Below are 14,317 nucleotides of genomic sequence, written 5' to 3'. Positions count from 1 at the left end.
CAGTTGGCCCCTTTCACAGGAACGCAACAAGGCCCGCCCCCCTGAGGGGACGGGCCTTGCTCTTCAGCTCTGCTCAGCTCGGCTCACACCGGAGTGTGATCCGCTGCTGCGCTGCTGCGCTGCGATCAGCTCTGGCCGCCGGCCAGCTTCTCGCGGAGCGCGGCCAGGGCCTCGTCGGAGGCCAGGGCGCCCGAGGTCTCGTCCGACTCCGAGGAGTACGAACCACCCGAGATGCCCGCACCGGCGTTGCCACCGGCGGCCGGGGCGGCAGCGCCCTCGGCAGCGGCGGCCTCGTCGGCCTCGCGGCTCTTGATGACCTGGGCCTGGTGCTGCTCGAAGCGGACCTGCGCCTCGGCGTACTGGCGCTCCCACGTCTCGCGCTGGGTCTCGTAGCCCTCGAGCCAGTCGTTGGTCTCGGGGTCGAAGCCCTCGGGGTAGATGTAGTTGCCCTGGTCGTCGTAGGACGCGGCCATGCCGTACAGGGTCGGGTCGAACTCGACCGACGCCGGGTCGGCACCGAAGGACTCGTTGGCCTGCTTCAGCGACAGCGAGATCCGGCGACGCTCGAGGTCGATGTCGATGACCTTGACGAAGATCTCGTCGTTGACCTGGACGACCTGCTCCGGGATCTCCACGTGGCGCTCGGCCAGCTCGGAGATGTGGACCAGACCCTCGATGCCCTCGTCCACGCGGACGAACGCACCGAACGGAACCAGCTTGGTGACCTTACCCGGGACGACCTGACCGATCTGGTGGGTCCGGGCGAACTGCTGCCACGGGTCCTCCTGCGTCGCCTTCAGCGACAGGGAGACACGCTCGCGGTCCATGTCGACGTCGAGGACCTCGACGGTGACTTCCTGGCCGACCTCGACAACCTCGGACGGGTGGTCGATGTGCTTCCAGGACAGCTCGGAGACGTGGACGAGACCGTCGACGCCACCCAGGTCCACGAAGGCACCGAAGTTGACGATCGAGGAAACGACGCCGGAGCGGACCTGACCCTTCTGCAGGGTGGTGAGGAACGTCTGGCGAACCTCGGACTGGGTCTGCTCCAGCCAGGCGCGGCGGGACAGGACCACGTTGTTGCGGTTCTTGTCCAGCTCGATGATCTTCGCCTCGAGCTCCTTGCCCACGTAGGGCTGGAGGTCGCGGACGCGGCGCATCTCGACGAGGGAGGCCGGCAGGAAGCCGCGGAGGCCGATGTCGAGGATGAGACCACCCTTGACGACCTCGATGACGGTACCGGTGACGATGCCGTCTTCTTCCTTGATCTTCTCGATCGTGCCCCAGGCACGCTCGTACTGAGCGCGCTTCTTGGACAGGATCAGACGGCCTTCCTTGTCCTCCTTCTGGAGAACCAGGGCCTCGATCTCGTCGCCGACCTTGACGACCTCGTTCGGGTCGACGTCGTGCTTGATCGAGAGCTCACGGCTCGGGATCACGCCTTCGGTCTTGTAACCGATGTCGAGCAGGACCTCGTCCCGGTCGACCTTCACGATGACGCCGTCGACGATGTCGCCGTCGTTGAAGTACTTGATCGTCTCGTCGATCGCGGCGAGGAAGGCTTCCTCGTTACCGATGTCGTTGACCGCTACCTGCGGGGTGGTAGAGGTGGTCTCGGTGCTGCTCGTCATGTGGGAAAGGGCTCCGGTTACGGACAGAAAGTCGTAGGTACTGCTACGCCGGGAGCCCTTATCGGCATCTGCCGAAGAAGCCGGACAGCCAAGGAAGCCCATGCTCCGCCGTGAAGCGGACCGGGCCTCGAGAACCGAGGGGTCATCAACAGATGCAAGCGCAGCCTGCTAGGTCTGAGGAGCACAGGCTCGCAGCGCAACTTGTAGCATACGGGGGCAGCCGGGCAGGGTCAATGCGCGAAGGCGCACACCCCGGGCGGATCACCGCATAACCGGCACAATTCGTGGGCGGGAGGGCGCCGATGGCGCTTCCCCACCTCGTTTCGAACTCTTTCCGCAGACTACGACGACAGGCCCCATGAACCAAGAGGACTACGCCACCGAAGAAGCGTACGAAGCCGACGGCAGCGCCGGCGAAGACGCCGAGGCCACCCGGCGTGACGCCGACGATGCGGAGAGCAGCCGGGCGAGCCGGGGCTGGTGGGACCGCAACGCCGACGAGTACCAGAACGAGCACGGAGCGTTCCTCGGCGACGACCGCTTCGTATGGGGGCCGGAGGGCCTGGACGAGGCGGAGGCCGCGCTGCTCGGCCCGGCGGAGTCCCTCAAGGACAAGGACGTCCTGGAGATCGGCGCCGGCGCCGCCCAGTGCTCGCGCTGGCTGGCCGCCCGGGGCGCCCGCCCGGTGGCCCTGGACCTCTCCCACCGCCAGCTCCAGCACGCCCTGCGCATCGGCGAGGACGTCCCCCTCGTAGAGGCCGACGCCGGCCGGCTGCCCTTCCGCGACGGCTCCTTCGACCTGGCCTGTTCCGCGTACGGAGCCGTCCCCTTCGTCGCCGACCCCGTCAACGTCATGCGCGAGGTGCACCGCGTCCTGCGCCCCGGCGGCCGCTGGGTCTTCTCCGTCACCCACCCGATCCGCTGGGCCTTCCCCGACGAGCCGGGTCCGGAGGGGCTGTCCGTCGCCGCCTCCTACTTCGACCGGACCCCGTACGTGGAGCAGGACGAGCAGGGCCGCGCCGTATATGTGGAGCACCACCGCACCCTCGGCGACCGGGTCCGCGATGTGGTGGCCGGCGGGTTCCGCCTGGTGGACCTGGTGGAGCCGGAGTGGCCCGCCTGGAACACGCAGGAGTGGGGCGGCTGGTCCCCGCTGCGCGGCAACCTGATCCCCGGCACCGCGATCTTCGTCTGTGTGAGGGACTGACCCGACGTGACCGCGATCCGCCAGGCCGACCTCGACGCCCTTCCCGTACGGGAGGCCGTGCCCGCGCTCGTCTCCGCGCTGGACGCCCACGGCACGGCGGTGCTCTGCGCCCCGCCCGGCACCGGCAAGACCACGCTGGTGCCGCTGGTCCTGGCCGGGCTGGTGGGCGGCGGGCCCCGGCGCCGGGTCGTCGTCGCCGAACCCCGGCGGATCGCCGCCCGGGCGGCGGCGCGCCGGATGGCCTGGCTGCTGGGCGAGGCGGTCGGCGGCTCGGTGGGCTTCACGGTGCGCGGCGAGCGGGTCGCGGGGCCGGGGACGGTGGTCGAGGTCGTGACCACCGGGGTGCTGCTGCAGCGGCTGCAGCGCGACCAGGAGCTGTCCGGCGTGGACCTGGTGATCCTGGACGAGTGCCACGAGCGGCACCTCGACGCCGACACGGTCGCCGCGTTCCTCCTGGACGTACGGGAGACCCTGCGCCCGGAGCTGCGGCTCGTGGCGGCTTCCGCGACGACCGATGCGGCCGGCTGGGCCCACGTCCTCGGGTCTGGCCGTCCGGGCGGCGCGCCGGTGGTGGAGGCCGCGGGGACCTCGTACCCGGTGGAGACGGTCTGGGCCCCGCCGCCGCGGCCGGTACGGCCCCCGCACGGGATGCGGGTGGACCCGGCGCAGCTGGCGCACGTGGCCTCGGTGGTGCGCAGGGCGCTGGCGGAACGCAGCGGCGACGTGCTGTGCTTCCTGCCCGGCGTCGGCGAGATCGCACGGGTCGCGGGGCAGCTGGGCGGGGTCGAGGCGGAGGTGCTCCAGATACACGGCCGGGCCCCGGCGGCGGTCCAGGACGCGGCGCTCTCCGTGGCGCAGCACCGCAGGGTGATCCTTTCCACCGCCGTGGCGGAGTCGAGCCTGACCGTGCCGGGCGTACGGGTGGTCGTGGACTCCGGGCTGGCCCGGGAACCCCGGGTGGACCACGCGCGGGGGCTGGGCGCGCTGGCGACCGTACGGGCGTCCCGCGCGGCCGGACGCCAGCGGGCGGGCCGGGCGGGGCGCGAGGCCCCGGGAGCGGTGTACCGCTGCTGGGCGGAGGCGGAGGACGGCCGCCTGCCGGCGTTCCCCTCTCCCGAGATCCGGATCGCGGACCTGGCGCAGTTCGCGCTGCAGTCCGCGTGCTGGGGCGACCCGGACGCGACGGGCCTGGCGCTGCTGGACCCGCCGCCGGCCGGGGCGATGGCCGCGGCGCGAGAGGTGCTGGTGGCGGTGGGCGCGGTGTCCCCGCCGGGGCGGGTGACGCCGCGCGGTCAGCGGATGGCCCGGCTGGGCCTGCACCCGCGCCTGGCCCGCGCCCTGCTGGACGGCTCCGCCGCGCTGGGGGCCCGCCGGGCGGCGGAGCTGGTCGCCCTGCTGAGCGAGGAGCCGCCGCGGGAGTACGGGGACGACCTGGCCGCCGCCTGGCGCCGGGCCCGCGCGGGCGGCGACGCGTACGCCGCGCGCTGGCGGGCGGAGGCCCGCCGCCTGGACCGCGCGGTGGCTCCGGCCGCCGCCGGGACCGGGACGCGGGGTGCCGGGGCCGCTGCGCGGCCGCGGGGTGCCGGGGCCGCTGCGCGGGGCTCTTCCCCCACCCCGCCCCTTCCCGAAACCGGGGCTTCGCTCCGGACCCCTTCCGGGGCTCCGCCCCCGGACCCTTCCCCGGCTACCGCTGGGGGTGCCCCCAGCGGTACGAACGGCGGCGAGGCCGGGATCTCCCCGCGCGCAGACCAGCCGCGCCGCGCAGACGGCAGCAGCCGGAATCCGGGCCCGCCGGCGTTCGAGGCGCGGGGTCCGGGGCGGAGCCCCGGCAGCGGCGACGTACCCGACGACGTCGCCGCCGGGCTCGTCGCCGCGCTGGCGTTCCCCGAGCGGGTGGCACGGGCCAAGGGCGAGGGGGCCTTCCTCATGGCCGGCGGAACCGCGGCCGAGCTCGGCGACGGCTCGCGGCTGCGCAGCGCGCCCTGGCTGGCCGTTGCCGTCGCCGACCGGGGCCCGCATTCCGCGTCCGCCCGGGTCCGGCTGGCCGCCGTCATCGACGAGCACACCGCCCGCGATGCCGCGGAGCACCTCCTCGTCGCGGGAGAGGAGGTGCACTGGGAGGACGGCGATGTCGTCGCCCGCGCAGCGGAACGGCTCGGCGCGATCGAGCTCGCCGTGCGCCCGCTCAAGAACCCCGACCCGGACCTGGTCAGGGCCGCCCTCCTCGACGGCCTGCGCAGTGAAGGGCTCGGTCTGCTGCGCTGGTCCGCGGACGCACACGCGCTCCGGGGCCGGCTCGGCTTCCTGCACCGCACCCTCGGTGGCGGCTGGCCCGACGTCCGGAACGACGACGCGCTGCTGGACCGCGCCGACGACTGGCTCGAGCCCGAGCTGTCCCGGGCCCGGCGCCGCGCCGATCTCGGGCGGATCGATGCCGGGCAGGCGCTGAACCGGCTGCTGCCCTGGGCCACCGGTGAGGCCGCCCGCCTCGACGAGCTGGCCCCGGAGCGGATCGAGGTGCCCAGCGGCTCCCGGATCCGGGTGGACTACTCCGCCGAGCACGGGCAGCCCGTCCTCGCCGTGAAGCTGCAGGAGCTGTTCGGGCTGGCCGAGACCCCGAAGGTGGCCGGGGTGCCCGTGCTGGTCCACCTGCTGTCCCCGGCCGGGCGGCCCGCCGCCGTGACCGCCGACCTGGCCTCGTTCTGGCAGGGCGGCTACCGCGCAGTACGCGCCGAGCTCCGCGGCCGCTACCCCAAGCACCCCTGGCCGGAGGACCCGGCCACCGCCGAGCCGACCCGGCACACCAACGCCCGGCTCAGACGACAGCAGTGAGCCTCGTGGTGAGCCCCTCCCCCTCCTCCGTGCCGCCCCGGCGGCCGCGGGCCTCCAGCCACAGTGCCAGCCCGAGCAGTACGAGCCCGCCGGCCGCCAGGCCGATCGGGGCGTACGTGTGCAGCGCGAGGACCTTCGTACGGTTCGACCTGACCAGGTCGACGGTGTACCTGCCGTAGTCCTCGCGCATCTTCACGTGCCCGGCGAAGACGGTGAGCCTGCCGTCGGGTGCGCCGGCCGCGATACCGCCGCGCATCTCCTGCTCGATGACCTGCTCGGCGTTGACGGGCGCCCCGGTCACCGGGTCGACCCAGAACATGGCCTTGACCTTGTACCAGAGGCTGGTGCCGGTGCTCTGCTCGAACGTCGCCGGGTCGATGCCCTCGATCGGCATCTTCTTCGGCAGGGAGACCTTCGTCCACGGCACGGTCTGCTCGTAGTAGTAGACGTCCATCCCCTCGTACGTGCGCGGGCCGACGTAGTGGATGGGCGAGGCGGTACGGGTCTGCGCGTCGAAGTAGAGGTAGTCGCGCGGCTCGGTGAAGAACGGCCACTTGAACTCGATGCCCTCGCGCTTGACCGGGTCCCCGTCCACCGCCTCGCCGGTGGCGTGCACCGGGTCCTGGGTGTGGGCGTCGAAGATGTAGCGCTCGGGGATCTGGGAGACCATCTTCCCGTCCGGGCCCATGATGTACGACAGCGTGTCCCAGACGACGACGTCCTTGCCGGCGCTCGCCTCGATCTCCTTCGACGCCTCGACGTTGCCCTTCAGGGTCTGGACGATGGTGACCTTGTCGACCTTCTTCGGCTGCATGCCGGCGGTGTAGTCGAGGAGGGTCGCGTCCTTCGCCTCCAGGACCATCTCCTGGTACTGGTTCGGCGGGATCTTGGCGAGCCGGGGGTACGCGTACCAGCGCAGCAGCGGTGCGAGGGCTGCGCAGAACACCGCCAGGGCAAGCAGGACGAGGCTCGCTCTGCGTCGCATGGCCGGGCCTCCTCTTACTTTCCGGGCGCGGCGGGCGCGGTGGTGAGCAGCGGCTTGGGCGAGGTCTTGCCTTCCGGCACCCCGAACGCCGTGATGGCGAACACGAGGGCCAGCGCGGCGGCCAGCCCGATGGCGGCGGCGACGAGTGCGCGCATGCCGGGCCTCCGGAATCTGATTGGGCGTCAGGGACGAGGCACCGTAGCAATGCGGAGGCGAGATGAGAACCGTTCGGGCCCGACGGCCGGTGGCCCCATACCGGCTGTTCGCGCTGCGCCGCCGACGTCTTTGCCCTAAGGGGTCCGGGACGGGCTCGCGCTCGGCGTACGCGTCGGAGTCGGGCTCGGGCTCGGCTTGGCGCTCGGCGTGGGGCCGGGCGTGGAGCTGGGCCTCGGCGACGGGGTCGCGGGCACCGTCGGACTGGGTATCGGGGTGGGTGTCGGCGTGGGAGTCGGCGTGGGCGTGGGCTTCGGAGTCGGGGTCGGACTCGGTGTTGGGGTCGGCTTCGGGGTCGGGGTCGGGGTCGGGGTCGGACTCGGCGTGGGCTTCGGAGTCGGGGTCGGACTCGGCGTTGGGGTCGGCTTCGGAGTCGGCGTCGGGGGGTGTGCACTCGTACCGTCCGGGATTTCGTGCGTTCCCTCGAGGTAATACGTGAACCACGACTTCACCGTGCGCAGGTACTCCGCGGACTGGTTGTACGAGAGCACCGCGCGGTCCAGGTCGGCGGGGAGCCGGAGGTCCCGGGTGCCTGCGCAGAGGTAGCGGGCGGCCGCGAGGGACGCGTCGTAGACGTTGTTCGGGTTGCGGCGGCCGTCGCCGTCCGCGTCCTGGCCCCATGCCGCCCACGTCGACGGGATGAACTGCATCGGGCCGACCGCCCGGTCGTACGCGGCGTCCCCGTCGTACGCCCCGCCGTCGGTGTCGCGGATGTTCGCGAAGCCGTTGCCGTCGAGTACGGGGCCCAGGATCGGCCGCAGCGTCGTGCCGGCGGCGTCCACGCGGCCGCCGCCCGCCTGCCCGGACTCGACTTTGCCGATGGCCGCGAGCAGCTGCCAGCGCAGCCCGCATCCGGGGTCGCTCTCGCCCGCCTTCTTCTCCGCCAGCCGGTACGCAGCCAGGACGGTCGCCGGTATCCCCTGGGCGCCCTCGCCGGTGCCCATGGCCACGGGCTCGTTGTGCGACGCGGTCCCGGCGACGGTCGTACCCGGCTGCGCGGAAGGGGTGTCCTGCGGGAGCAGGACCACCGGGGGCCGGGGGCTGGGCAGGGGCGGGAGTTCGGTGAAGTAGGCGGAGTCCCCGCCGGATCCGGCGGGCTGCGACGGCTGCGCGCCTTCGTCGGCGGCCGCCGATATCCGCTCCCCCGGCGGGCCTTGGGATGCGGTCACCGCGGCTGCCACGAGTGCGCAGACCAGGGCGGCGGCCCCGCCCTTGCGCAGCTCCCGCAACCTGCCTGCGAACCGAGTCGTCTTACGAGCCGACATGAGCCGGTCCCCTCCCCCTCGACGTCGGCGCTGACCTTATGTCAGCTCCCTTCACACCGCACGGATCGTGGTCCGGATTTCACGAGTTCCCCACGTGCTGGGCAGCTCACGCATACTGTCCAGGCCAATTCGGGACGCAATGGCCCGAAGTAAGGAAGAGATGTCATGCCGTTCACCCTCAGCCATGCGGCCGCCGTGCTGCCGGCCGTCCGGCGGACGGGCCGCGCCCGTGGGCCGCTGGTCGCGTCTGCGCTGGTCCTCGGATCGTTCGCGCCGGACACGTTCTACTTCGCCGACGCAGTCGTCGAGGGGGTCATGCCGTACGGCACGTTCACGCATTCGCTGCCGGGTGTGCTCACCGCCGACGCCGCGCTCACGGCCGCCCTCGTGGCGTGCTGGCTGCTGCTGCGCGAGCCGCTGATCGCACTCCTGCCGCGCGCCTGGCGGGGCCGTGTCCACGCCTTCGTGCGCGGCGAGCACTGGCGGGGGCGCCAACTGCTCTCGCTCGCGCTCTGGTTCTACCTCTCGGCGGTCGTCGGCTCCCTCACGCACGTCGCGTGGGACAGCTTCACGCACCTGGACCGCTGGGGGACGAACGCGCTGCCCGAGCTCGGTGAGCCGCTCGCCTTCGGCCTGCCCCTCTACTCGTACCTCCAGTACGGGACTTCGGCGATCGCCGCCTGCGCCCTCCTCTGGTTCACGGCGACCGCCCTGCGCCGGCTGCCGCCCTCCCCGGTCCCCGCGTCCGTGCCGGTGCTGACCCGCGCCGAGATCGGGTGTGCACTCGCCCTGCTCGTGGTGTGCGTGGCGGCCGGGGTCACGATGCGCGTGATCCGCTTCTTCACCTTCTTCGACCGGATCCGTACGCCGCTCGACATCATCCCGACCGTCTGCTTCGGGGCGGGCGGCGGCCTCGCCGTGGCCCTGCTGCTGTACGGGGTACTCGTACGGGTCCGGCACCGCGGCGACCGCGCCCGTAGTACGCGGGACGACGTGCGAACGCCCGTCCCCACCGCATAGCGGGGACGGGCGTTCGGCGAACCCTGCGCGGGCGGCTCAGTGCGCGGCGGACTCCCAGTCGGTGCCGACGCCCACGGACACGTCCAGCGGGGCGCGGAGCTCGACGGCGGCGGCCATCTCGCGGCGCACCAGCTCCTCGACCTTCTTCCGCTCGCCGGGAGCGATCTCCAGCACGATTTCGTCGTGGACCTGGAGCAGCATCCGCGACTTCAGGCCCGCCTCGGTGATCGCCCGGTCCACGCGCAGCATGGCGACCTTGACGATGTCGGCGGCGGTGCCCTGGATCGGGGCGTTCAGCGCCATCCGCTCGGCGGCCTCACGGCGCATGCGGTTGTCGCTGTTGAGGTCGGGCAGGTAGCGGCGGCGGCCGAAGACCGTCGCCGTGTACCCGGTGGCCCTGGCCTCCTCGACCACGCGGCCCAGGTAGTCCCGGACCCCGCCGAACCGCTCGAAGAAGGTCTCCATCAGGCCGCGCGCCTCGGCGGGCTCGATGTTCAGCTGCTGCGAGAGGCCGAAGGCGGACAGCCCGTACGCGAGCCCGTACGACATCGCCTTGATCTTGCGCCGCATCTCGGCGTCGACCTCGGAGCGCTCCACCCCGAACACCTGGGAGGCGACGGTGGTGTGCAGGTCCTCACCGGACAGGAACGCCTCGATCAGGCCCTCGTCCTCGGAGAGGTGCGCCATGACGCGCAGCTCGATCTGGCTGTAGTCGGCGGTCATGAGGGATTCGAAGCCCTCGCCGACGACGAAGCCGCGGCGGATGGCGCGGCCCTCGTCGGTGCGCACCGGCACGTTCTGCAGGTTGGGGTCCGTGGAGGACAGGCGTCCGGTCGCGGCGACGGTCTGGCTGAAGCTGGTGTGCACCCGGCCGTCGGCGGCGATCGTCTTGACGAGGCCCTCGACGGTGACGCGCAGCTTGGCCTGCTCCCGGTGACGGAGCATGATCACCGGCAGCTCGTGGTCGGTCTGCGTGGCCAGCCAGGCCAGCGCGTCCGCGTCCGTGGTGTAACCGGTCTTGGTCTTCTTCGTCTTGGGCAGGTCCAGCTCGCCGAAGAAGACCTCCTGGAGCTGCTTGGGCGAGCCGAGGTTGAACTCGTGCCCGACCGCCGCGTGCGCCTCCTTCACCGCCTGCTGCACCGCTCCGGCGAACTGCTGCTCCATGGCCTCCAGGTGGTCGCGGTCGGCGGCGATGCCGGACCGTTCCATCCGGGCCAGCAGCTCGGAGGTGGGCAGCTCCATGTCGTGGAGCAGCTCGGCTGCACCGACCTCGGCGAGCTTGCCGGTGAACGCGTCACCGAGGTCGAGGACGGCGCGGGCCTGCGCCATCAGGGCCTCCGCCTCGGCGGTCTCGTCGGCGCCGAAAGCCAGCTGGCCGTCGGCCGCGGCGGGCTGGAGCTCACGGTGCAGGTATTCGTTGGACAGCACGTCCAGGGCGAAGGAGCGGCGGCCCGGCTTGACCAGGTACGCGGCGAGCGCGGTGTCCATGGTGACGCCGGCCAGGCTCCAGCCGTGCTCGGGGAAGACCCGCATCAGGCCCTTCGCGTTGTGCACCACCTTGGGGCGCGCCGGGTCGGCGGCCCAGGCCGCGAAGGCCCGGTCGTCGGCCTCGTCCAGGGAGGACGGCTCGAACCAGGCGGCGGCCCCGCCGGCCGCGGCCAGCGCGATCTCGCTCACATTGCCCTGGCCCAGCGCCCAGCTGTCCACGGTGGAGACGCCCAGCGGCCCGCCCGCGTGGCTCGCCAGCCACGGCGCCAGCTCGCCCGCGCCCAGCACGCTCGCATCGAGCTCCACGCCGGCGGCCGGAGCCGGGGCCTCCTCCTCGGCCGCGCCCGGGTCCACGGCGAGCAGCCGCTCGCGCAGCGAGGCGTTGCGGATCTCCAGCACGTCCAGCACGCCGGTGACGGCGGAGCGGTCGTAGGGGAGGCGCGCCAGGTCGCCCGCGGCCTTGGGCAGCTCGACGTCCTTGACCATCTCGGTCAGGACCCGGTTCAGCTTCACGGCCTCCAGGTGGTCCCGGAAGTTCTGCCCGGCCTTGCCCTTGACCTCCTCGGCGCGCTCCACGAGCTCCGCGAACGACCCGAACTGGGTGATCCACTTTGCGGCGGTCTTCTCGCCGACTCCCGGGATGCCCGGCAGGTTGTCGGACGGGTCGCCGCGCAGCGCCGCGAAGTCCGGGTACTGCTGGGGGGTGAGCCCGTACTTCTCCTCGACCTTCTCCGGGGTGAACCGGGTCAGCTCGGAGACGCCCTTGGTCGGGTACAGCACGGTGGTGCGCTCGGAGACGAGCTGGAAGGAGTCCCGGTCGCCGGTGACGATCAGCACCTCGAAGCCGAGGGCCTCCGCCTGCGTCGCCAGCGTGGCGATCACGTCGTCGGCCTCGAAGCCGTCGACCGCGAACCGCGGCACGTTCATCGCGTCCAGGAGCTCGCCGATCAGCTCGACCTGCCCCTTGAACTCGTCGGGGGTCTTGGAGCGGTTCGCCTTGTACTCGGGGAACTCCGTCGAGCGCCACGTCTTGCGCGAGACGTCGAACGCCACCGCGAAGTGCGTGGGCGCCTCGTCGCGCAGCGTGTTCGCCAGCATCGACGCGAAGCCGTAGATGGCGTTCGTCGGCTGGCCGGTCGCCGTCGTGAAGTTCTCCGCAGGCAGCGCGAAGAACGCCCGGTACGCCAGGGAGTGCCCGTCCATGAGCATCAGGCGGGGGCGGTCCGCTGCGGTCGTCTGGTCGGTCTTCTTCGATGCGTTCTCTGCCACGCCCCCGATCCTAGGCGCCCTCTCTGACAATTCCGGCGTCGGCGATGTCCGCAGGGCGTGACAGGATCGGACGTCTACGCGAATACCCGCAGCGGCCGACGCCGCGATGCTCGACTGCTCAAAGGGGAGCGACATGGCCGCCAAGCCGCCCGCAGGTGATCCCGCACAGCACGCGCCGCAGGTGGCGCCCCCCAAGCGTGCCGCGGCCGGACTGCCCGCGATCGGGCACACCCTGCGCATCGCCCAGCAGCAGATGGGCGTCGCCCGCACCGCGCGCACCCTGCTCAAGGTCAACCAGAAGAACGGCTTCGACTGCCCGGGCTGCGCCTGGCCCGAGGGAGACAAGCGGCACACCGCCGAGTTCTGCGAGAACGGCGCCAAGGCCGTCGCCGAGGAGGCCACGCTGCGCCGGGTCACCCCGGACTTCTTCGCCGAGCACTCCCTGGCCGACCTCGCCGGCCGCTCCGGGTACTGGCTGGGCCAGCAGGGCCGCATCACCGAGCCCATGTACCTGCCCGAAGGCGCCGACCGGTACGAGGCGGTCCCCTGGGAGCGGGCCTTCGAGATCATCGCCGAGGAGCTGACCGCCCTCGACTCCCCCGACGAGGCCCTCTTCTACACCTCGGGCCGCACCAGCAACGAGGCCGCGTTCCTCTTCCAGCTGTTCGCCCGCGAGTTCGGCACCAACAACCTGCCCGACTGCTCCAACATGTGCCACGAGTCCTCGGGCTCCGCACTGAACGAGACCATCGGCATCGGCAAGGGCAGCGTCTCCCTCGAGGACCTCCACCAGGCCGACCTGATCATCGTCGCCGGGCAGAACCCGGGCACCAACCACCCGCGCATGCTCTCCGCCCTGGAGAAGGCCAAGTCCGCCGGCGCGAAGATCATCTCGGTGAACCCGCTGCCCGAGGCCGGCCTGGAGCGGTTCAAGAACCCGCAGACCCCGGTCGGCATGCTCAAGGGCACCGCCCTCAACGACCTCTTCCTGCAGATCCGCATCGGCGGCGACCAGGCCCTCTTCCGCCTCCTCAACAAGCTCGTCATAGAGACGGAAGGCGCGACCGACGAGGCCTTCATCCGCGAGCACACCCACGGCTACGAGGAGCTCGCGGCCGCCGCCAGGCAAGCCGACTGGGCCGAGACCCTCACCGCCACCGGCCTGACCCGCCCCGAGATCGAGCAGGCGCTGGCCATGATCCTGGCCTCGAAGCGCACCATCGTCTGCTGGGCCATGGGCCTCACCCAGCACAAGCACGCCGTCGCCACCATCCGCGAGGTCGTCAACCTCCTCCTGCTGCGCGGCAACATCGGCCGCCCCGGCGCCGGCGTCTGCCCCGTCCGCGGCCACTCCAACGTCCAGGGCGACCGCACCATGGGCATCTTCGAGCGCCCCGCGCCCGCCTTCCTCGACGCACTCGACCGCGAATTCCAGATCACCTCGCCGCGCGGCCACGGCTACGACGTGGTCCGCTCCATCGAGGCCCTGCGCGACGGCAAGGCCAAGGTCCTCTTCGCGATGGGCGGCAACTTCGTCGGCGCCACCCCCGACACCGACGTCACCGAGGCCGCGATCCGCAAGGCCGCCCTGACCGTGCACGTCTCCACCAAGCTCAACCGCTCCCACGCGGTCACCGGCCGGCGGGCCCTGATCCTGCCCACCCTCGGCCGCACCGACAAGGACGTCCAGGCCTCCGGCAAGCAGTTCGTCACCGTCGAGGACTCCATGGGCATGGTCCACGCCTCCCGCGGCAACCTCCCCCCGGCCTCCTCGCACCTGCTCTCCGAGCCCGCGATCGTCGCCCGCATGGCCCGCGCCGTCCTCGGCGCCGCCTCCGCCACCCCGTGGGAGGAGTTCGAGCGCGACTACGCGGCCATCCGCGACCGGATCTCCCGCGTGATCCCCGGCTTCGAGGACTTCAACGCCCGCGCGGCCCGCCCCGAGGGCTTCCGGCTCCCGCACGCCCCGCGCGACGAGCGCCGCTTCCCCACCACGACCGGCAAGGCCAACTTCACCGCCGCGCCCGTCGAGTACCCGAAGGTCCCCGAGGGCCGGCTGCTCCTGCAGACCCTGCGCAGCCACGACCAGTACAACACCACCATCTACGGCCTCGACGACCGCTACCGCGGGATCACCGGCGGGCGCCGCGTCGTCCTGGTCAACCCCGAGGACGCGGCGGAGCTCGGGCTCGCGGACGGCACGTACACGGACCTGGTCAGCGAGTGGAGGGACGGCGTCGAGCGGCGCGCGCCCGGCTTCCGCGTCGTGCACTACCCGACCGCCCGGGGCTGCGCCGCCGCGTACTACCCCGAGACCAACGTGCTGGTCCCGCTCGACTCCACCGCCGACACCAGCAACACCCCCGCGAGCAAGTCCGTCGTCGTGCGCTTCGAACCGGCCTGA

At 72.2% G+C, this 14,317-nt stretch carries 9 protein-coding genes; 4 read left to right on the top strand and 5 right to left on the bottom strand.

Annotated elements, in window-relative coordinates:
* Window positions 1–125 precede the first annotated feature (125 nt).
* Window positions 126–1,634 (bottom strand): 30S ribosomal protein S1, encoded by a 1,509-nt coding sequence (gene rpsA, locus ACZ5WG_RS26960; protein WP_030292147.1) that lies wholly within the window; start codon window positions 1,632–1,634, stop codon window positions 126–128.
* Window positions 1,635–1,992: 358 nt separating this feature from the next.
* Here rpsA and ACZ5WG_RS26955 point away from each other — a divergent pair, with 358 nt between their 5' ends.
* A complete protein-coding gene (locus ACZ5WG_RS26955) occupies window positions 1,993–2,841 on the top strand; it encodes a class I SAM-dependent methyltransferase (RefSeq protein WP_468726482.1) in 849 nt (282 codons plus the stop codon).
* 6 nt (window positions 2,842–2,847) lie between these two features.
* On the top strand, window positions 2,848–5,673 hold the full coding sequence (locus ACZ5WG_RS26950; protein WP_468726480.1) for an ATP-dependent RNA helicase: 2,826 nt from the start codon (window positions 2,848–2,850) through the stop codon (window positions 5,671–5,673).
* Here ACZ5WG_RS26950 and pgfA read toward each other — a convergent pair.
* The 3 genes from pgfA to ACZ5WG_RS26935 form a co-directional block, all read right to left on the bottom strand.
* Window positions 5,657–6,658 carry a cell envelope lipid trafficking protein PgfA gene (gene pgfA, locus ACZ5WG_RS26945; RefSeq protein WP_468726478.1) on the bottom strand — a complete coding sequence of 334 codons (1,002 nt, stop codon included), beginning with the start codon at window positions 6,656–6,658 and terminating at the stop codon, window positions 5,657–5,659. The two genes, ACZ5WG_RS26950 and pgfA, sit on opposite strands and share 17 nt — an antisense overlap.
* A gap of 14 nt (window positions 6,659–6,672) precedes the next feature.
* Entirely contained in the window at window positions 6,673–6,813 is a 141-nt protein-coding gene (locus tag ACZ5WG_RS26940) for an SPW_0924 family protein (RefSeq protein WP_365923716.1), read from the bottom strand.
* Window positions 6,814–6,948: 135 nt separating this feature from the next.
* A complete protein-coding gene (locus tag ACZ5WG_RS26935) occupies window positions 6,949–8,136 on the bottom strand; it encodes a lytic transglycosylase domain-containing protein (RefSeq protein WP_468726477.1) in 1,188 nt (395 codons plus the stop codon).
* A gap of 165 nt (window positions 8,137–8,301) precedes the next feature.
* Here ACZ5WG_RS26935 and ACZ5WG_RS26930 point away from each other — a divergent pair, with 165 nt between their 5' ends.
* Entirely contained in the window at window positions 8,302–9,156 is an 855-nt protein-coding gene (locus ACZ5WG_RS26930; RefSeq protein WP_468726476.1) for a DUF4184 family protein, read from the top strand.
* Window positions 9,157–9,192: 36 nt separating this feature from the next.
* Here the strand turns inward: ACZ5WG_RS26930 and polA are convergent, their stop codons facing one another.
* Complete coding sequence (gene polA, locus ACZ5WG_RS26925; protein WP_468726475.1) at window positions 9,193–11,913, bottom strand: DNA polymerase I; 2,721 nt, start codon at window positions 11,911–11,913, stop codon at window positions 9,193–9,195.
* A 133-nt stretch (window positions 11,914–12,046) separates the two neighbouring features.
* On the opposite strand from polA, the gene ACZ5WG_RS26920 reads away from it, so the two are divergent.
* Complete coding sequence (locus tag ACZ5WG_RS26920) at window positions 12,047–14,317, top strand: FdhF/YdeP family oxidoreductase (protein ID WP_468726474.1); 2,271 nt, start codon at window positions 12,047–12,049, stop codon at window positions 14,315–14,317.

Source organism: Streptomyces sp. NPDC032745, from assembly GCF_055579465.1.
Note: the sequence above shows the minus strand (reverse complement) of the source record. Positions and strands in the feature narration are given on the sequence as shown.

Excerpts from the sequence above, each read along its gene's own strand:
- rpsA (WP_030292147.1), bottom strand. The coding sequence starts at position 1,634 with ATGACGAGCAGCACCGAGACCACCTCTACCACCCCGCAGGTAGCGGTC.
- ACZ5WG_RS26955 (WP_468726482.1), top strand. The coding sequence starts at position 1,993 with ATGAACCAAGAGGACTACGCCACCGAAGAAGCGTACGAAGCCGACGGC.
- pgfA (WP_468726478.1), bottom strand. The coding sequence starts at position 6,658 with ATGCGACGCAGAGCGAGCCTCGTCCTGCTTGCCCTGGCGGTGTTCTGC.
- ACZ5WG_RS26940 (WP_365923716.1), bottom strand. The coding sequence starts at position 6,813 with ATGCGCGCACTCGTCGCCGCCGCCATCGGGCTGGCCGCCGCGCTGGCC.
- ACZ5WG_RS26935 (WP_468726477.1), bottom strand. The coding sequence starts at position 8,136 with ATGTCGGCTCGTAAGACGACTCGGTTCGCAGGCAGGTTGCGGGAGCTG.
- ACZ5WG_RS26930 (WP_468726476.1), top strand. The coding sequence starts at position 8,302 with ATGCCGTTCACCCTCAGCCATGCGGCCGCCGTGCTGCCGGCCGTCCGG.
- ACZ5WG_RS26920 (WP_468726474.1), top strand. The coding sequence starts at position 12,047 with ATGGCCGCCAAGCCGCCCGCAGGTGATCCCGCACAGCACGCGCCGCAG.